We start from the raw sequence: 20,320 nt of genomic DNA, 5'->3' as shown, positions 1-20,320 counted from the left end.
TTAACCAGCTGCAGAAATATCGTATTTCTTCATTTTATGGTTGAGTGTGCTCATTGGAAGTGCCAATTGCTCAGCTGCTTTCTTGGTGTGCCAATTGCAGGCATTTAAGCAATCGATGATCACTGTGCGCTCGTATTGGCTGACAACGTCCTTAAGGCCCATTGAAGCGTCTTCTAAATCCGCTTGTGCTGGCTCGTAGGCAGGTTGTTCTGGGGCAGGTGACGCCGCTGTTACTTCAACACTTGGCGTATCTTCTGGGATTTGTTCACCAAACTCAATGTGAGTGATGGTTTCAAAATCGGACAGTAGCACTGAGCGTTCGATGATGTTTTTAAGCTCACGCACGTTACCTGGGTATGGGTACGCAAGAAGCTGTTTACGGACGTTGGCACTTAACCCTGGTGCTTGCGGTAAACCTAGCGTGTTGGTGGTGTGTTGCACGAAGTGTTCTGCGAGAGGGAGAATGTCCGACTTGCGTGCTCTCAAGGGAGGCAGCGTAATCGGGAATACGTTCAAGCGATAGAACAAGTCAGCACGGAACCCACCATCTTTGATTTGCTGCATAAGATTACAGTGGGTTGCGGCGATAACGCGAACGTCGACGTCAATCTCTTTGCTGGTGCCGATTGGGCGAACTTTACGTTCTTGTAGCACACGCAGCAATTTTGCCTGCAGTAGCATTGGCATATCGCCAATCTCATCTAAGAAAAGCGTACCGCCATTGGCTGCTTCAAACAGGCCGACTTTGTCTTTGTCTGCGCCCGTAAATGAGCCTTTCTTATGGCCGAAGAGTTCCGACTCCAATAACTGCTCTGGAATAGCCGCACAGTTTTGAACGATCAAAGGTTGTTCTGCTCGGTTAGAGTTTTCGTGAATGTATTTCGCGATCACCTCTTTACCGGCACCAGTCTCACCACGTAACAGAACGTCGACAGGAAGAGATAACACCTTATCAAGACGATTCAAGACATTGAGCATTTCTTCGCTCTCTGCAATAGGGCCCTGATAGGTTTTTTGGGTGCGCTTTTTGAGCTGAGTGTTCTCGCGCACTAGGGCTTGATTATCGGCACTGAGGCTTTTAATCACTTGCCCATATTGCTCTAACCAAACGGCTTGGCGAATATTACTCGCCGCCATGCGACAAAACTCAGTCAATGCCGCCTCATTGTCGATAACACTTAGATCGAGCAAGACCAAGAGTCCAATGGTCTTACTTTCGCTATCAATCAAAGGCCAAGCCAGTAAGTTCTCGCTTTTTAGCCCTAGCGTCTGCTCAGTTTGATAGATGCTGTCACAGTCATAACCGTTGTACTTATACAACTCGTTAATCAATACCACTTCACCATTGCGAATGGCAAAGTTAAATGGGTCGTTCTCACTAGCGGAATCAATCTGCAATGCCTCCCAAGGGGGGGAAACAATCGTTTTATCGTTATGGTGAGCGGTACTTGGAATCAACGCCTGGCCAGTCTGGTCCAAAACATAAATGATGCCGTGCTTTGCGAGGGTCATTTGTCTCGCAGCGGTCAACACTGCATCCAACGTTTGAGTCAGCTGGCTGCGATCAGCCAAAGATTGGCTGATCGCAAGTAGGGCGTTGCTAAGTTCGCTATGGTTAGCTGAACGCATAGGTTAGTGTTCCTTGCTCATCGACAGACACTTCGATTTGCGTATGTGAATCATCCTTGTCATGCACTAATAGTTGCGTCGATAGCTGAGGCAGTAACTGACGGTTGATAACCGCGTCGATGTTACGCGCGCCCGTTTCAGCAAGGCGACAGTTACCTAGTACGAACTCAACCAAGCTTTCTTCGTAGCTCAGAGACAACTTGTGATGGCTCTGTAGACGCTGAGAAACTTTGTTCAGCTTATGGTGAATGATTTCTGTCATTGCTTCATCAGACAGTGGAACAAATGGAAGCACAGACATACGCGCCAACAGCGCCGGTTTGAAGTGTTGGTTCAAAGTAGGGCGGATAGCTTCTGCGATGATATTTGCATCGATGTCTTTGGATTGATGAACTAAAGATTCGATCTCGTGCGTAGCAAGGTTACTGGTCATGATGATCAGCGTGTTCTTGAAATCGATGGTTCGGCCTTCGCCATCGTTCAGCGTACCTTTGTCGAACACTTGGTAGAACAGGTTCAACACTTCTGGGTCGGCTTTTTCTACTTCATCAAGAAGTACAACAGAGTATGGACGCTGACGTACCGCTTCTGTCAGCATGCCGCCTTCACCGTAACCTACGTAACCCGGAGGTGAACCAATTAGGCGAGATACCGTGTGCTTCTCTTGGAATTCAGACATGTTGATGGTCGTCATAAAGCGCTCACCACCAAACATTTGATCAGCGATCGCACGAGCCGTTTCGGTTTTACCCACACCACTTGGGCCAACCAGTAGGAATACGCCCGTCGGTGCGTCTGGGTTGCCTAGGCCTGCTTTTGCTGTTTGGATGCCTTCAGACAGTGCATCAATAGCGTATTCTTGGCCTTTGATGCTTTGTGTTAGGCTTTCTTTCAGTTTTAGTGTGGTTTCTGCTTCGTCTTGAAGCATCTTACCCATTGGAATACCAGTCCAGTCCGAGATCACGTGGCTGACTTCATCTGGACCCACTTCAAAGTGAACCAGTGGGTTGCCATTGCGGATTACATCTAGCTGTTCTTGGCAGGCCGAAATGGCAATGCGAACGGCTTCTTCATCCATTTCTGCATATGGAGAAACGTCTCGCTCTTGTTCTGAATCTTCGTCTGCAACAAGCTCTTCTTCATTTGTTTCGCCAAAGACCAGTTCATGTAAGCGAGAGCGTAGAGCAATCATCTCTTGGATCTGCTCTTTTTCTTTGTGCCATTGCGCTTCTTGTTCTGCTAGCGCTTCTTTCGTTGTTTCCATTGCCAGTTTTAGGTCTGGAATGTTAGCAAGGCTGTGCTTGTCGCCAGTTTGCTGCAGAGCATCACGCTCAAGTGCTTCAAGCTCGCGCTGTTGAGCTGCAAGTTCTTGCTGCAGAGTCTCAACAGAAGCAGGAATGGCATTAAGGCTGATGTTCACTCGTGCACACGCCGTATCTAGTACATCGATCGCTTTGTCTGGCAGTTGACGGCCAGAGATGTAACGAGCAGAAAGCGCTGCCGCAGCAGTGATGGCGTCATCACGCACGTAAACGTTGTGTGACTTCTCGTATGCTGGGCGCAGACCACGAATGATCAATGCTGCTTGTTCAGGAGACGGTTCGTCGAGTTTTACCAATTGGAAACGACGCGCAAGAGCAGGATCTTTCTCGAAGTACTTCTTGTATTCCGACCATGTTGTTGCGGCGATGGTTTTCACTTCACCACGCGCTAGGGCTGGTTTTAGCAAGTTTGCCGCGTCGCTGCCGCCTGCTTGGTTACCGCCACCAACAAGGGTGTGTGCTTCATCGATGAATAGAATGATTGGAGTTGGTGAGTTTTTCACTTCATCCAATACTGCGTTTAGGCGTTTTTCGAATTCGCCTTTTACGCTTGCACCAGCTTGCAGAAGACCCATGTCCAGGCCGTAAAGCTCAACACCTTTGAGGTTGTCTGGTACGTCACCTTGTACAATCTTAAGTGCCAAGCCTTCTACTACTGCGGTTTTACCAACGCCCGGTTCACCAACAGCAATAGGGTTGTTTTTACGGCGACGAGCAAGAATGTCCACGATTTGGCGGATTTCTTGGTCGCGGCAGAAAACAGGGTCGATTTCGCCTTTGCGTGCTTTACCAGTGAAGTCGGTTGTGAACTTGCTCAGTGCTGAGCCATCCTCACGAGCTTGTGTTTTCTCTGAAGTAGCAACTTGCGCCTCAATAGAGTGGCTTGTTAGCTCTGCAAAGTTACGCTTAAGGCTGTCAGGGTTTACCGCTTCAAGGATAGAGGCGTAACCATGTTGGCCGTAACGGAGAGGGTTGCTAACAAGAGTAAGGAGTAAGGCACCAGAGCGGATTTGTGTTTCGGATAGATCTAAAGAAGAAACCAGCCAGCTTTCTTGCAACCATTCGATTAATAAAGCAGAAAAAACAGGTTTGCTGCCATTTCCTTTGGCGTTGGTGTCGAGTGTGGATCGAACCGATTGTCTTAATAAGTTCTCAGAACAATCAAAATGACTTAATAAGACGTCAAAATCACTATTTGGCCTTTCTAATAGACTCAGTAAATAATGCTCAATTTGAACTTCGTTTGCTTTTTCAGAGACTGCAAGTGCAGCGGCGTCTTCTAATGCTACTTTTGCAATCGGGTGTAGACGCTGAATTAATGAAGAAAGGTTTATATTTATCATAGCCATTTTATTCTTTAGAGGAAAAGAGGTAGCGGCTATTATACTAAAAGTAATTGCGTTCTTTTTTTATCAAGATATTTTGACTATCGTTTGTTGGTTATTTTTAATGATTATTGTGACATTAATGTTTGTGGTTATTTTAATGGCGTTGTTATTCTAAATTAATTGATAGTAAAAGTGTCGGATTTATTAGTTTTAATGACTTTATTTACACGGTTTTATATGGTTATTTTCACTTTTTAAAGTTAGAACAATTTATTATTATCTTAATCCAACTTTTTGGTTTTTTATCCAATAAATTGTACTCAAGATATTAGTGAATAATGTCTTAATTTGATTAAGTTGTTGTTTTTGTTGTGCTTTTAAAGTTGGCACGGACTTTGATTATACCAAGTAGTCGCGGTGATAAGCGATTTGGTGATTTAAACAAAACAGATTTTAGAAAAGGAAATAGCGATGCCAACTCCAGCATATATGTCTATCCAAGGTGAGACTCAAGGCCATATTACTAAAGATACTTACTCTGCAGATTCAGTAGGTAACACATGGCAAGAAGCTCACGTTGATGAGTTCCTAGTACAAGAACTTGATCACGTGCTAACTGTTCCACGTGATCCACAAAGTGGTCAGCCAACTGGTCAACGTGTACACCGTCCACTTGTTGTAACTAAAGTTCAAGATCGCTCATCTCCACTACTATTCAACGCACTAGTATCTGGCGAAAAACTTCCTGAGTGTGTGATCCGCTTCTACCGTACTTCAGTTCAAGGTAAACAAGAGCACTACTACTCAATCAAATTGATTGATGCGCTACTTGTCGATATCCAAACTCGTATGAACCACTGTCAAGACGCAGCAACAGCTGACCGCGTGACAGAAGAAGTGCTTAAGTTCACTTACCGTGCGATCGAAGTAACTCACGAAAACTGTGGTACTGCGGGTAACGACGACTGGCGTGCTCCACGCGAAGCTTAATTGCTTGTCGCGTAAAGATTCAGGGCCAACGATTGTTGGCCCTAATTCGATTATTTGTATCAGGTAAAAGATATGGTGAATGACGTAGAATTTAAATTTGAAGTGCCTGGATGTGGGCATGAATTTCGGGTTGAGAGCTTTCATGTTCATGAAGAGTTATCTAAGCCTTTCCACATCAATCTCTCATTACTTTCACTTGATCCAGATATCTCGTTCGATGAGTTAATACGTAAAGCAGGAACATTGACACTTTACGGACAAGGTGTTGGGGCTGCGCGTGTGTTCAACGGCGTGGTGAATGAAGTTCGTTACTTAGGGACTGGACGTCGTTTTTCTCGTTATCAATTAGTCTTGGTTCCTCAAGCTTGGTTCTTATCTCAGCGCCAAGATTGTCGTATTTTCCAGCAAAAGTCAGCGCAAGACATCATCACAGAAGTACTCGATGATGGGGCAGTCACCGATTACCGATTTGAAGTGTCGGGTACTTATCCTCCAAAAGAATACGTTCTGCAATACCGTGAGTCTGACTTGCACTTCGTGCAGCGTATGATGGCTGAACACGGTATGTGGTATTACTTTGACCATAGCGATTCAAATCATACGATGGTCATTGTCGACAGTAATGACGCGATTGCACCTTTGATAAGCTCGCCACTAAATGCTTCTTACATTGGGCCGATTGTTTATCATGCCGATGGTGGCGGTGTTGCCGATCGCGAACATATCTCTGATCTCGAGTTAGTTAACCGCGTTAGAACGGGACAGGTTACGTACACAGATTACAACTACGAACACCCTAAAATTCCACAAGAGATGACACAGGCTGGCGAGCTAGACCAAGATCTCAAGCAGTTTGATTATCCTGGACGATACGTTGACCCGCTGATGGGTCAGGTGAGAACCACGGAATGGATGTCGGAACACATAGTCGATAATCAACAAGTGGAAGCAACGAGTGACGTAATGCGCTTAGCATCTGGTTACAGCTTTAACGTCAGTGACCACCCGCGTTCTGAGATTAACCGCGATTACCTCATGTTGTCTGTAATGCACACAGGTCAAGATCCGCAAGTGCATGAAGATGAAGCGAGTGGTATGCCAACCACTTACTACAACCAGTTCTCGTGTATTCCACGTGATGTGGTGTTTAAAGCGCCTAAACTAGCGGCACCAGTAGTGGATGGCCCGCAAACGGCGGTCGTTGTAGGACCAGAAGGTGAAGAGATTTACACCGACAAGCTTGGTCGAGTGAAAGTACAGTTCCATTGGGATCGCTACGGTGATAACAACGAGCATTCAAGCTGTTGGATTCGTGTAAGCCAATCCATGGCGGCGCCAACATGGGGCGCAGTTTATTTGCCGCGTATTGGCCATGAAGTCGTAGTGACTTTCCTTGAGGGGGACCCAGATCGTCCGTTAGTTACGGGCGCAGTTTACAACGGTTTGCATTTCCCACCGTACTCTTTGCCAGAAAACAAAACTCGTACCACGTTCCGCACGCAAACGCACAAAGGAACAGGTTACAACGAGTTGAGTTTTGAAGACGAAGCGAACCAAGAAGAAGTCTATATTCACGCTCAAAAAGACATGTCGACCAAGGTGCTCAACAACCGTTACCGTGATATCGGTCAAGATGAATTCTTGAAGGTTGCACGTCACCAAACGAATGAAGTTCATGGTGACCATAAAGAAACCATTCATGGACATAAAACGACACAAGTAAACAGTACGTTTACCGAGACAGTCGAGCAAGACGTTACCGTCACATACAACGCGAACGAAGCCCAGTATGTGAAAAACAATTCTGACTTAGAAATTGGTGATAACCGTACGACTAAGATCGGTAAAAATGATGACTTAGATATTGGCGAAAACAGTAACCTTACTATCGGTGCGTCTAAGAGTTCAGATATTGGTGCGGATGATAACCAGACGATTGGTGGCAACTTAACGGTATCAGTGAAAGGGAACACCGCTTATAAAGCTGATGGTGCAACGCAAATTATCAGTGGCGACAAGATTGTATTGAAAACGGGTGGCTCCTCTTTAGTGATGAACAGTGATGGTTCAATAAAGTTATCAGGCTCGGCTATTACGATCGAAGGCAGTGACAAAGTCGTCGTGAAAGGTGGCAACGTAGTGGTTAACTAACAATGGAAAAACAACCTCTTACAACAGAAGTAATATCAGAGCAGCAAGCCGAATCAACGGCTTGCTTTTCGCGTTTTGGAAGAATAGTGGCTATCAATGAGTCTATGGGCAGTGTGCGAGTTGATTTTGATGGTAACCCATTTAAGCAGCCACTCACTGCGAGATTAGGACGTGGCTTTCGTCGTTCTGAACTGCAAATGGCTATCGATAATCGATTAAGTTGTCGAGTTGAGTTTTTGAACGACGACTTAAGCTTGCCTCTTGTGACGGACATTTTCTTCTCCATTCTGGATGACTCTGATGAGTTTGTATTGCGAGCGAAGAAGATGGTTATCGAGACAGAACAAGAGTTGGTAGTCAAAAGTGGTGAGACAGAAACTCGCTATAGCGGGCGCGATGGACGAATTACCACTAAAGCGAAGTACGTCACTTCTCAAGCAGAAAAAGCACAAAAAATTCAAGGCGGAACGATCGCAATTAACTAATTACTTCGCGTTAGCTAATGGTTTTGTGTTAACAAGTCACGCCAAGTGAGCTAATTACTTCGAGTTAACTAATTGCAATCGCGTTATGGCACGCTAATAACGGATAACTAGATGCGACAAAGAATCGGTGTCGAGCACCTAAAGGCACCCATAACCAATCAAGAAGTCGAAGGCGCGTTAGCAAAAGCTGAGCGCGCTGTGAATGACCTTTCCCAGTTGCCAGTAACATGGCTGGATTTCTGTAATGAAAAGCTGTCCATTGCTTCTGAAAGTATCGGGTTTTTAATCAGGCAGCGAGTTCAAATTCACAAAAGGGGTTATCCAAGTCGTGAGTTGGCGTATCTCAAGCTGATCGAACGCCAAATTGAAGAACTGAAGCAGGTCTACTTGTCGTTTTATCGATTAGCACCGGGCTTGATTCATCAATTAAGAGGCCAAGAGCCAGCAATCTACAGCTGGCTGATGCTACAGGGCGAGTTGGGCTCAGAGTTGGATAACCTTTTGTGCGGATTGAGTTTACTCGAAGATATTGACGCTAAAACTGCAATGGTCATTGCCGTACAATCTCCGGTTGAATCTATGGATAGCACGCTTTCGGAGCTTATTGAGGGTAATGCGACATCCGGTGCGTTTTACTTTGAATGCTTACGTGTACGTCAAACATTGAGTGTTTCTCTCATCAAGCGCTGGCACAAAGCCAGCATCATTAGCTCTCAAGTTGCTTTGCCACTGCTCGCTTTACAAGACGTAAAAGAGGGGATTGATTGGCTTAATGACAATGCAGGCAGCGAACAATATCTATTTGAACGTTTGATTACCAAACGTGACAGAGGCACTTGGCTCCGTCAGTGCTTTGGCATCGAACCAAATGGATTACCATCAGCGCAAGTGCTCACTTATGCCAAGTTACTTGAGTTAAAAGAGTTTGAGGCGTTTGATATCTCTTCTTCATTAGCACCTGTTGATTTTGCGCTGGGTGGTGATTGGAAACTGGTGCCCCAAATCATCGAGCACTTGGAAAGTCTGGAGGAAGGTGAAGCTGAGGGTGAAATTTGGCTTCAAGCCTTGTATGTCGTCTACGGAAAGCTTCTTCCTCTGAATCCGCAAGATGTTGGTGTCGAGTATGAATGGGAAGAGATTGTCGATCTGCTCAATGAGTGGGTGGAAGATGAAAAATATATCCAAAATCTACCAAGCCGCTTGGGTTACGCATTGAGCTTCGAGTCTACGTTAGCTGCGATGCAAGATTCTAACGTTGATGTGCTGTTCCGCGATTGGCTATGGCGTCAACTCTGTATTCAATCCAGAGCCTACGTGCCTTGGGATATGGCAATGCCGATTCATCAACAAGACTGGAACTTTAACAATTTAAAGGCCGCACCTTCTGCGAGCGAACGATTCAACTTAAGGAATAGCAATGCAGTTATGGGATATTGAGGCGCACCCTGAGCTATCACTCAAAGGTCGTTTTCAACGTGACGAAAACGGCGATGAAGTCTGGGTTGTAGTCGCCAAACGCACATGGCAATTCGATGGTGTGGTTTGGCACGAATTAGGTGAAAGTGAAATCTTCGATGATCCCCAATATTTGGGCGAAGAAGGCTTCTCTGCGATGAAAGTTGACCACGAGTTCGCGTATACCAAAGAAAACACAGATGTACTTGTTTACGGCAAAGCGCGCAGCTACGCGAAAAAGCCAGTGACATACCAAGAGTGTCGTGTGCTGATTGATGGTCATATCGATAAGACTCTCGCTATTCACGGGGAACGCGTATGGGTTGAGCATGCTGGCAGTATCACGCTGAGCAATCCAGTCCCATTTATTGAAAAAGACATTGATTACACTTGCGCGGTAGGCGGTGATTTACGTAACCGAATAGGTGGTGGGGTTGCCGACTCCAACAAAGAATTGCTTGAACAGAAAGTGCCCTCGATTTTTTATCCCCGAGAGGACTGGAGTGCCGCCGCGAAAAAACTACGCGTTGCGGGGTTCGGGCCAGTGCCTCCGTTCTTTGAGTCGCGCCAGAAGCTGGCCGGCACGTTCGATGACGATTGGATTGAGAATCGCAAGCCAATGTTGCCACTCGATTTTGATAAGCGGTTCTTCCAAAGCGCGCCTATTGATCAACAGTGCAAAGGCTTCCTTCGTGGGGGGGAGCGTTTGATGATGAGTGGCTTTTGTCATGATGACACGCTTTCATTTCGAATTCCTAAAGAAAAATACCGTGCGATCGCGACGTTCAAAGATCAAAGTTATCAAGCTGATATGGCGATGTACACCTTATTCGTTGATACGGAAAAGAAAACTATATCAATCAGTTACACCGCTGCGTTTCCTTGTCAGGGCAAGGAGCATTTGTTGGTGTCGACATCGATCACTAAGCTGGAAGAGGTAAGCGAGCATGCATAATTCAACAGGCCGTTACGTGCTAGGGATGGAAGTGATGACGCCAACCGGTATGAATTTAGATATTGCTAGTGCAGTTTCGTATGCTGACTTAGGAAGATTCGACCAATGTGTAGGGGATGATGGTATCGAGCGTTTTACTTACGCCAAAATCGAATACACCAAAGAAAGTGAGCAGTTTGAGAAAACGTGTGAGTTAATCACCCACTTGCTTGATTCATTGTTAGCACAGTTACCACGTTCATTGAGACCAATACCTTTGCTTATAGCGGTGCCTGCGTCTGTTTCACTAGTAAAGGTGCAAGAATGGCTTGGTGAAAGTAACTATGCTGAATTTCTCTCTGTGGTGAATGCTGTTCATGCCAGTGGGCCTAGTTTCGTTCTCCAGGCCATGAAATCATTGGATAAATATGATGCTATGATGTGTATCAGTGTCGATTCCTTGGTGAGTTCGATGCAAACACTCATCGACGATGCGATGGTAATGAGTACCAATAATCCATGGGGCGTTATTCCGAGTGAGGGTGGGGCGGGTTTAATTCTTTGTCGAAGAAATACCGTAGAAACATTGAAACTTAAGCCTCAAGCGCAGCTTGGCTACATTGATACGGAATTAAACACTTCAGACCGAAGAGGCATGTTTCGACTTGTTCAACGTGCGAGTAAAAAGCTCGATTTATTTGGTGAAGTGTATTCCGATATGACGAACCTGCGCATGCATTCGGAAGATTACGGCTTTGCTCTGGGGGCTAAAGCAGAACGATTCACGAACCCAGAACAACCGCAGTTTATCAATGAGTTGTGGGGCACAATGGGCAGTTGTTCTTCTCTCGCTTTAATTGCCTTTGCGGTCAGAGAGCACCACTTTAAGCAACCAACTACGTTGTTAATGTTCGACTTTCATGGTGACAAAGGAGTTCTCCAATTACTGCAATGTTAGTGGGCACTCATCGATCAAATGGCAATGAAAATATACTCATATTATTAGGTTGAAGTTTGTAACACGAAAAAGCGTATAACTCATGCAGTGAAAGCGTAAGTAAAAAGGTCTAATAAGTTAGTAATAATAACTAAAATAATAGGCTTACTGTTTGTTTTAAATACCAACCTTGATACAAGTACGTTCAAGAAAATATTATTCAACTCTAATAATATTTATTCTATGAAAGAGTACTAAGTGTCTAATAATCAGAGTACAGCCAAAGGATATATCGATCAGTTGGTTGTTAAAGCTATTGAGAAAAAGAAACTGAATGAGCAAAGGCTAGCAGAAAAAAATAAGCCGAAGCTTGAGTACGTGCTTTTTTCACAGTTTGATGTATTAGACAAGCTTCCTTCTAGAAATGGTAAGACAACGGTTTACCATCTTGCAAAAAAAGGGCAGCCAGAGAAGCAAATCTGTTGCAAAGTTATCAATGATGACTCGCCAGAATTTGCGAGCAAAATGTTGATTAACGAAGCGAGCAGGCTGGAGCTTTCTCAACACCCTAGCGTGGCTAACTTTGTAAAAATCGGCAACGAATTCGAACGCCCATATTTGATGTACGAGTGGATCCAAGGTGAATCACTGGCAGAAAAAATGGAGCGTCATTCTTCTAAAGGCTTCCGCCACGACCACATCGCTTGGTTGGTGTATCAACTCGCTGGCGCTCTAGAGTTTATGCATACAAGAGGTATCTGCCATCTTGATATTAAACCATCTAACGTATTAGTGAGTGAAGGCGATTACGTTAAGCTCATTGATTTCGGCGCTGCTCGTTACATTGGAGAGACAGAACCTTACGCAGAGGCAAGCTTGAGCTACGCTTCCCCTCTTTATATAGAAACTGGCATCGCGGAACCGCAAGATGATGTTTACTCTCTCGCTTTGCTCGCTGGACATCTATTTTTAGGCTCAATATTTGGTGATGCTTGGAATAAGCAGTTAAAAGACCGAAAGCGTCCGGCTTTGATCCCGGTTCATATTTGGAAATTGCTGAAAGAAGTCATCAACAAACCAAGAGGGCATGGCTATACCGCTATTTCTTTTGCTCAACAGTTAGCGCGAATCGATACGCAATCAATTAGCTCAAATTCTAACGCACCAATTTTCAGTAGCTTGCGTAACGCGGACTTGCTGCTTACACACTGTAAGCCAAATGATAAAACGGCGTATGGTCGCTTTAAAATATTAGAGGCGAGCTTAGTGTTGAGTGTGCTGGCAACAGCAGGAAGTTATTTGTATCAACAGAATAAAGATCAATTGGATGCCATTTTTTCCCGAGGTGTCACTACTGTAACTCACGTTATTACGCCCTCTGAAACGGCTTCTTTTTTGGCTCAGCCTCCATGGAAAATCAAAGAAGAATTGTCTCAAGCTACTCAGAGTATTGATATGACAGAAGCTTATCGAACAGCATATCAAGCTCAGCAGTTAAGCCTCTCGAATTTATATGAAGAAAAACAGGCTCAGTTAACGTCGTATCAATCGTTAGCGGATGGCTTACCAATGGCATTAGTCGAATTACGTAAGGAGCTTGTCACCTTGCGAGAAACCCTTGTTCGTGACGGTGCTCTGTTTCCATATGCGGATGAGGCGTTGACTAAAGTGATGTCTGGGTTAAATGTCGCGTCTATCGATTCCATGAAAGTATCTGCCATAGCTGGCAGTCGAGATAAGCAGATTGCTCGCTTAATTTTAGATGGTGAAGCTAAGCTCGCAGAAAATGAAATGAAAGAGGCATGGTTGTTAAACCAGTCACAAGCCTATTTTTACAACCAAATCTTACCAAAGGCTGTGATGGAAAATATTAATTACTCCATCGATAAACATGCAGAGGCGCACTTTTACACCAAAGCAATTGAAGAAGCCGAATTAGCCAAAGCCTACTTCGGTAATACGCCAGAACTAGACAAAAAAATAAAGGATTTAATCGTCGCAAGAAGCGAATTTATTTTGTTTAGCACCGTGATGGAGCAATCCGTTTACGACAAACAAAAGCTACATGAATCCCTTGCCGATTTAGAACGGAATGCACCAAGTAAATTTACAGAAATCACGAAAATTCTAGATAGCATGGCGTCGGATGCGATTGAGCAGAGCCATCGATTATCTAAGCCAGCAAATGGCGCAATTGCGGTAGCGCGTGCGTTGAGAGATTACTTGACTGAAGGAGACGTGAATTTTGTCCAACATTGATATCGATCGTCTGCTTAATCCTATTTCTGATGAATCTCCAGTGGGAAACGATGCCCGTTACGAGTTTTGCTATGAAATGATGGAGTCCGAAGTGAAGAAATTCGGTTCCTTGTTTGGCGAAACAGTAGATTGGAGCGTGGTAAAAACGCACGCGACTGAAGTTCTAGAGCACCACAGTAAAGACTTAAAAGCCATTTGTTACCTCGTTCGCGCGCTAACAGAAGAGTTTGGTCTGCAAGGCTTTGAACAAGGTCTAAAGCTGCTTAGTGAGGCGTTAAGTCGCTTTGGCGTTGAATTGTATCCTTCGCGAAAGCGGGGTCGAGATGGCGCAGTCGAATGGTTGAACCATCAGTTTAAACTGGTCAGCAGCAAGTTAGCGGAAAGCGCTCAGTCATGGGATTTGGTATCAAACTGCATTTCGACTATTGAAGAAGTGCAGCGTCAATACGACGAGGTTTATCAAGACTCAGAAGCGGATTTCTTTGAGATTCGCACTCAACTCAATGTTTTATCTCAACAAGCGGCGGCTGATGAGCAGAGCGATGATGCAGTCGTTAACGTCGAACAAGCGGCGCCTGCACCAGCTACGCAGCCTGCTGCCGCAGAAACGCCAGCGCAGAGTGAAGTGCAAACCGCACCGGTGAAGGCGGTTCCGCCGGCCCCTAAACCTGCGCCAGTTAAGAAAGCGGTAGCAAAAGAAGTCGATGTCGATACGGACTTCTCTTCGCCGACGGCTTCTAAGCGCACCTTGAAGAAGGTTGCGGAAGTCATGCTTCATGCGAACCCAAGTGATCCGCTGGCTTACCGGATTTATCGTCATCTGACTTGGGATGACATTGATGGTCTACCCGACCACCAAAATAATCAAACGCCTTTGAGCTTGGCAGTGTCGTCCGATCAACAAGCAGAATACCGAGATAAAGCTGACCAAGAAAGCGACATCGACACCATTAAGCGTTTGGAGCGCACATTAACGGATGCGCCATTTTGGCTGACGGGCCATTACTTCGTGTATTCGATGCTTAATAACTTGGGCTTTGATGATGCAGCACTTGCTGTGAAACAAGAAGTGACGCGTTTTGTTGAATCGCTAGAGGGCATCGAGCACCTCTCATTTAAGAATTCTATACCATTTGCAGATGAAGCGACCTTGAGCTGGTTATCGACTCAAGATACTACTTCTTCGACTTCTCAACCCGTTGTTCAAACGGTTGTGATTTCGCAGGAAGACTCGCTGCCAATGGAGGATATCACTCTAGAAAATCTAGGGGAATGTGCCGCAGAGCTTGCCCGCAAACTTGAGCTGGATAGCTCGGGACGTGGGCAGTTCATGCTGTATTTACAATTGATAGCAGCTTACCAGTCTGTTGGATTATACCCGTTGTGTTTGCCGTATCTTGAGAAGGGGTGGGAAGTACAAAAAGCGTTTAATCTCGCGAGCTGGGAACCCCACTTATCGTCACAGTTAGAAGACCTAATTCGAAAAACACTCCATCGGTTATTTGGAAGCAAGGATCTTCTACCTGAGAAGTATGAAGAGTGGAAAGCAATTTACGACTAATTAAAGAGTTAGATAAGGAACGAATTATGTCACGTGACGGCTCGGTGGCTCCTAAAGAGCGAATTAATATCCGTTATGTTCCAGCAACTGGCGATACGCAAGAAGACGTAGAGCTGCCGCTAAGCATGATGGTAGTTGGCGACTTTACTGCGCGTGCAGATGAGACACCAATTGAAGAACGTACTCCAATTAACATTGACAAAGACAACTTTAACGAAGTGCTAGAGGGCATGTCTCCAAACGTTAAAGTCAACGTTGAAAACCGTCTTTCTGATGAAGAAGGCGGCCAGATTGGTGTTGATCTGACGTTCCAAAACATGAAGGACTTCTCTCCTGAAGCGATCGCGAAAAGTGTACCTGAACTAAACAGCCTACTTGAGCTTCGCGAAGCCTTGGTTGCACTGAAAGGTCCTCTAGGAAACGTTCCTGCGTTCCGTAAGAAGATCGCATCGGTTCTTCAAGATGAAGAAGCGAGAAAGAAACTGTTGGATGAACTAAGCATTGGCAACGACCAAGACGCGAAAGAAGAGTAAGGGATATCATGTCTGCAGAAGCACAAGCGCCAGAACAAGAAGCAGCCTTAGTTGAATCAGGCTCACTTCTGGATAGCATTCTTAACGAAACACGTTTAAAGCCAAGTGATGAAGGTTTTGACGTTGCAAAACGCGGCGTAGAAGCATTCATCAGTGAGCTACTAAGCAGTTCGAACACAGAGAAAGTCGACCAATCTCTGGTTGATCTGATGATCTCTGAAATCGACCAAAAATTGTCTAAGCAAGTTGATGCAATTCTTCACAACGAAGAAGTTCAAGCGATTGAATCAACGTGGCGTGGCCTTAAGTACCTGGTTGATCACACTGACTTCCGCGAGAACATTCAAATCGAACTGATCTCTGCGAAGAAAGACGAAGTTCTTGATGACTTCGAAGACGCTCCAGAGGTGGTGAAGTCTGGCCTGTACAAGCAAATCTACACACGTGAATACGGCCAGTTCGGTGGTAAACCTGTTGGCGCCGTCATTTGTGATTACGCTATGTCAGCTTCGTCGCCTGACATCAAACTGATGGAATATATGGCGAACGTAGGTGCAATGTCTCACGCACCATTCATAACGTCGGCATCGGCTAAATTCTTTGGCCTAGACAGCTACGAAGAGCTGCCAAACCTAAAAGATCTGAAGTCTGTATTCGAAGGCCCACAGTACGCGAAATGGCGTGGTCTGCGTGAGCACGAAGATGCACGTTATTTAGGTCTATGTACATCTCGCTTTATGCTACGTACGCCTTACTCTGTTGAAGATAACCCAATTAAGGCGTTTGACTACGATGAGCAAGTCACAGACAGCCATGATAACTACCTATGGGGTAACTCAGCGTACGCGATGGCGTCTAAGATCAGTGAATCATTTGCTAAGTACCGTTGGTGTCCGAACATTATTGGTCCTCAAAGCGGTGGTACTGTACAAGATCTACCGGTTTACAACTTTGAAGCTATGGGTCAAATCGAGACTAAGATCCCAACCGAGATCCTGGTTTCTGACCGTCGTGAGTATGAGCTAGCAGAAGAAGGTTTCATCGCGCTAACCATGCGTAAAGGTTCTGACAACGCGGCGTTCTTCTCTGCAAACTCTGTTCAAAAACCAAAAGTGTTTGCGAACACGCCGGAAGGCAAACAAGCCGAGATGAACTACAAGCTAGGTACTCAGCTTCCTTACATGTTCATTATCAACCGTTTAGCGCACTACATAAAAGTGCTACAGCGTGAGCAAATTGGTTCTTGGAAAGAGCGTTCTGACCTAGAAATCGAATTAAACAAGTGGATTCGTCAATACGTTTCTGACCAAGAGAACCCGCCAGCGGAAGTTCGTGGTCGCCGCCCACTTCGCGCTGCGAAGGTTGAAGTATCAGACGTAGAAGGCGATCCAGGCTGGTACAAAGTATCGATGTCTGTACGTCCTCACTTCAAGTACATGGGCGCAAGCTTCGACTTGTCTCTAGTTGGTAAGCTAGACCAATAACCCCTTACTGAAACCATCAAGCAGCCAGTGAAGACTGGCTGCTTTTTTCGTAGGACCGCATATGGAAAAAGGTTACCGTCTTTTAGAGCGGATCGAGCTAGGAGAACCAAAAAACTGCTACGAGAAAGTGGTGTCTCATAAGCATTTGATTGAATCCATTCACTCGCATCTCGCTGACTTGTTGAATACGCACTCCGGCAACGCAATGATCGACAATGAGTACGGTCTGCCAGATTTTAACGACGTACTTTCTAACAACACAAACCTCGTTCGCCATATTCAAAAAAACATCACGTCAACCATAGAGCGCTTTGAGCCCCGACTGCTTAATGTCGAGGTTCATTACCGTGAAGACCACCATAATCCATTACAACTCGGCTTTGGTATTCGCGGCGAAGTTTCCCATAACGGCGGTAAAGTCCCAATGTCGATCGATGTCTACATGGGAACCGACGGCCAATTTAACGTTTAGTAGGTGCCACTTGAGTAACAGTAAATACTTTCAAGATGAACTCACGTATTTACGCGAGTCGGGTAGTGAGTTTGCCAAATATCATCCGAAGTTAACTCACTTTCTCTCTGAAGGAACTTTTGATCCAGATGTCGAACGATTGCTGGAAGGTTTTGCTTTTTTGACCGGACGCATCCGCGAAAAGATTGACGATGAACTTCCTGAGCTAACGCAATCTCTGATGACTTTGCTGTGGCCACATTACATGCGTTCGATCCCGTCTTTGTGCATTAGCGAACTAAAACCGCATACCGGAAGTGTTACTGAGAAAACCGTGGTGAAACGTGGTGCGGAAATGGCCAGCGAGCAGGTAGAAGGCACGCAGTGTTTGTTCCGTACTTGTTATGACGTCAATCTATACCCAATTACGATTACTAACATTGAACAAACTAACAGCCGCACCAGTTCGATGATTGATGTGACGTTATCGACGGAGCATGGCCTTGAGCTGTCTCGGATAGGTTTAGACACGCTGCGATTGCACCTGCATGGTGAGATTCATATTACTCGCACTGTCTTCTTATGGCTGTTCCGTTATCTAGATTACGTCGAGTTGGATGTTGGTGGCGGCTACAAACATCGTTTAGGGCCAGAATACGTTAAGCCAGTCGGGCATGAAGAGGACGAGGCGCTGTTGCCTTACAGCAAAAATTCCTTTGCAGGCTACCGTTTGCTGCAAGAATTCTTCTCTTTGCCAGATAAGTTCATGTTCTTCGACATTAAAGGCTTAGAGTGGCTAAAAGGCATTCCACAGCGCAGTACGGTCAAAATCAAATTCCACTTTAAGCGTGCTTTGCCTTCAGAGGTGGTGCTTAAAGATAAACACTTAAGGTTGCACTGCACACCTGCCGTTAACTTGTTTGAAAAAGACGGCGATCCAATCCGTTTAGAGCATCGACGAAACGAGTACAAGGTGCGTCCACAAAGTAACACTCAAGAGCATTACGAGGTTTATTCCATTGAGCAAGTGGAGAGCTGGAGTAAAGACGAGCGTCGCCGAAAACCACTGATTGAATTTGAATCGTTTGAGCACCAAATCAACCAACGTGATAAGCGAGAGTTCTACAAATCCAAAGTAGGTGAGCGAGTAAGCGGAAGAGGGTTAGAGCGCTATATCTCATTCCATACTCACAATGGCGACATCGCGGATTTAGGGACTGAAACAGTATTGATGAAACTGCAATGCAGTAACGCGGACTTAGCGGAGCGCCTGTCAGTAGGAGATATCACGTACGCGACGCACAAATCGCCAACGTATGCGACGTTTAAAAACATTACTAAGCCAACACAGTCAGTAAGTCCTCAAGTTAATGGTGAACTTCAATGGCAGTTGATTGCCAACATGTCGCTCAACTACTTGTCTTTGGCCAATATCGATGTGTTGAAAGTGTTGCTCTCGACTTACGACTTCCACTCTCGAGTCGATAGACAAGCCCACCGCGCGTCGATTCATCGACTTGATGGCATTATTTCTTCAGAGATGAAACCAATCGATCGCGTATTTCGTGGTGTATCTGTGCGTGGTAACCAATTCAAGCTCGTGACGGACTCTAAGTTCTTCGTAAATGAAGGCGATATGTTCCTTATGGCCACGGTATTGAATGAATTTATCCGTTTGTATTCGAGTGTGAACTCCTTTACCGAACTAGAGGTGTTCGATGAAGCGACGGGCGAGGTTTACAACTGGGCAAGCCTAATCGGGCAGCAGACAATACTATGATTAATACACTTTCTGATAAGTCGAATGAGTTTAGTTTCTACCAAGCGGTGTTGCTGTTAGAGAAACACTACCAGCTGGAGCCAAACTCAAACTTTGTTGCCGTGGGCGAGAACAAATACTTTCACCAAGAGCGAATTGAGTTCAGCGTGTCGCCAAACCTGTGCTTTCCAAAGAGTGATATGGACTTTATTACTCATATGGAAAGAAACGGACAGCAATATTCACGTATTGAGACGAACTTTCTTGGCTTGCATGGTTCAAGCTCGCCCCTACCTGCGTCTTACACTGAGAAACTCGTCGGTCGTGATCCCGATGATAACCCAGTGAAGGACTTCTTCGACTTTTTCCACAACCGCTATACAAGCTTACTGTATCGTGTTTGGAAGAAATACCGATATCACGTGCAGTACAAAAGCGGGGCAAGCGATGCGTTTTCTGGGCGCATACTGCATTTGGCTGGTCTTTCTAGCGTTATGCAAGATTGCGAAGTCGCGGAGTTAGATCGAGCGAAGGTTCTGTCTTACGTGAACCAGTTATCTACGCGTACACGTTCACCTAAGCTTATTTCCGGTATTGTTTCGCACTACTTTTCACTGCCGAATGTGCGAATCGAAGAATGGGTTTATAGACGCGTAGAAATCGCTGAAAGCCAGCGTAACAAACTCAATCGTTCCAATTGTGTATTGGGACAAAGCTTACACTTGGGACAAAGCATTGCGGATTTGAACGGCAAGTTTAACTTGTGTATCGACAACATTGATTTTGAAACGTTTAAGCAGTTTTCCTACGATGGTGAGTTACATAAGACGCTGGTGGGCTTGATGCGCTTTATTCTGCGTGACCCAATGTCGTGGGACCTAAAGTTGACAGTTAACCTAGACAGTATTCCAGAAAACAAACTGGGTAATGGAGAAGGGAACCAACTAGGTCAAACGTTCTGGCTTGGCAACCCAGGTGATAAAGACGCCAAAATTCGACTTATCGGAAGCATATAAGAAAGCCGCTCAACGAGCGGCCCTTT

The 20,320-nt window shown here is 45.3% G+C and carries 15 protein-coding genes; 13 read left to right on the top strand and 2 right to left on the bottom strand.

What is annotated here, in order from left to right; translation table 11 throughout:
- Positions 1–1,629 (bottom strand): sigma-54-dependent Fis family transcriptional regulator, encoded by a 1,629-nt coding sequence (locus tag R7E42_RS02505; RefSeq protein WP_213962666.1) that lies wholly within the window; start codon positions 1,627–1,629, stop codon positions 1–3.
- Entirely contained in the window at positions 1,616–4,294 is a 2,679-nt protein-coding gene (tssH, locus tag R7E42_RS02500) for a type VI secretion system ATPase TssH (protein WP_318072310.1), read from the bottom strand. Before tssH ends, R7E42_RS02505 begins: the two co-directional genes overlap by 14 nt.
- A gap of 456 nt (positions 4,295–4,750) precedes the next feature.
- Between tssH and R7E42_RS02495 the strand changes: the two genes are divergently transcribed.
- The 13 genes from R7E42_RS02495 (at position 4,751) to tssG (ending at position 20,294) form a co-directional block, all read left to right on the top strand.
- Positions 4,751–5,269, top strand: a complete 519-nt coding sequence (locus R7E42_RS02495) for an Hcp family type VI secretion system effector (RefSeq protein ID WP_005373415.1) — start codon at positions 4,751–4,753, stop codon at positions 5,267–5,269.
- 72 nt (positions 5,270–5,341) lie between these two features.
- Positions 5,342–7,420 (top strand): type VI secretion system tip protein VgrG, encoded by a 2,079-nt coding sequence (gene tssI / locus R7E42_RS02490; protein ID WP_042523523.1) that lies wholly within the window; start codon positions 5,342–5,344, stop codon positions 7,418–7,420.
- 2 nt (positions 7,421–7,422) lie between these two features.
- On the top strand, positions 7,423–7,905 hold the full coding sequence (locus R7E42_RS02485) for a hypothetical protein (protein WP_130546348.1): 483 nt from the start codon (positions 7,423–7,425) through the stop codon (positions 7,903–7,905).
- Between the two features lie 111 nt (positions 7,906–8,016).
- Positions 8,017–9,342: a hypothetical protein gene (locus tag R7E42_RS02480; protein ID WP_318072309.1), complete on the top strand. Its 1,326-nt coding sequence runs from the start codon at positions 8,017–8,019 to the stop codon at positions 9,340–9,342.
- Positions 9,323–10,315: a DUF2169 domain-containing protein gene (locus R7E42_RS02475; protein ID WP_213914913.1), complete on the top strand. Its 993-nt coding sequence runs from the start codon at positions 9,323–9,325 to the stop codon at positions 10,313–10,315. Before R7E42_RS02480 ends, R7E42_RS02475 begins: the two co-directional genes overlap by 20 nt.
- Positions 10,308–11,252 carry a hypothetical protein gene (locus R7E42_RS02470; protein ID WP_054577790.1) on the top strand — a complete coding sequence of 315 codons (945 nt, stop codon included), beginning with the start codon at positions 10,308–10,310 and terminating at the stop codon, positions 11,250–11,252. The genes R7E42_RS02475 and R7E42_RS02470 overlap by 8 nt, the downstream gene beginning before the upstream one ends.
- A gap of 237 nt (positions 11,253–11,489) precedes the next feature.
- Positions 11,490–13,490, top strand: coding sequence for a serine/threonine protein kinase (locus R7E42_RS02465; RefSeq protein WP_154204263.1), 2,001 nt, complete (start codon positions 11,490–11,492; stop codon positions 13,488–13,490).
- The gene (gene tssA / locus R7E42_RS02460; protein ID WP_149192103.1) at positions 13,477–15,051 is read left to right on the top strand and encodes a type VI secretion system protein TssA; all 1,575 of its coding nucleotides are present in this window, start codon (positions 13,477–13,479) and stop codon (positions 15,049–15,051) included. The genes R7E42_RS02465 and tssA overlap by 14 nt, the downstream gene beginning before the upstream one ends.
- Positions 15,052–15,077: 26 nt before the next feature.
- Positions 15,078–15,584, top strand: a complete 507-nt coding sequence (gene tssB, locus R7E42_RS02455) for a type VI secretion system contractile sheath small subunit (RefSeq protein WP_005373381.1) — start codon at positions 15,078–15,080, stop codon at positions 15,582–15,584.
- A gap of 8 nt (positions 15,585–15,592) precedes the next feature.
- On the top strand, positions 15,593–17,068 hold the full coding sequence (tssC, locus tag R7E42_RS02450) for a type VI secretion system contractile sheath large subunit (RefSeq protein ID WP_005373378.1): 1,476 nt from the start codon (positions 15,593–15,595) through the stop codon (positions 17,066–17,068).
- Positions 17,069–17,129: 61 nt separating this feature from the next.
- Positions 17,130–17,540, top strand: coding sequence for a type VI secretion system baseplate subunit TssE (gene tssE, locus R7E42_RS02445; protein ID WP_005373376.1), 411 nt, complete (start codon positions 17,130–17,132; stop codon positions 17,538–17,540).
- Between the two features lie 10 nt (positions 17,541–17,550).
- Entirely contained in the window at positions 17,551–19,299 is a 1,749-nt protein-coding gene (tssF, locus tag R7E42_RS02440) for a type VI secretion system baseplate subunit TssF (protein WP_017633756.1), read from the top strand.
- Complete coding sequence (gene tssG / locus R7E42_RS02435) at positions 19,296–20,294, top strand: type VI secretion system baseplate subunit TssG (RefSeq protein WP_005373373.1); 999 nt, start codon at positions 19,296–19,298, stop codon at positions 20,292–20,294. Before tssF ends, tssG begins: the two co-directional genes overlap by 4 nt.
- The last annotated feature ends 26 nt before the right edge of the window (positions 20,295–20,320 follow it).

This window comes from Vibrio sp. Vb1337, from assembly GCF_033338715.1.
Taxonomy (GTDB): Bacteria; Pseudomonadota; Gammaproteobacteria; order Enterobacterales; family Vibrionaceae; genus Vibrio; species Vibrio alginolyticus.
The sequence above is the reverse complement of the archived record's forward strand: the minus strand, read 5'-3'. Positions and strand labels throughout refer to the sequence as shown.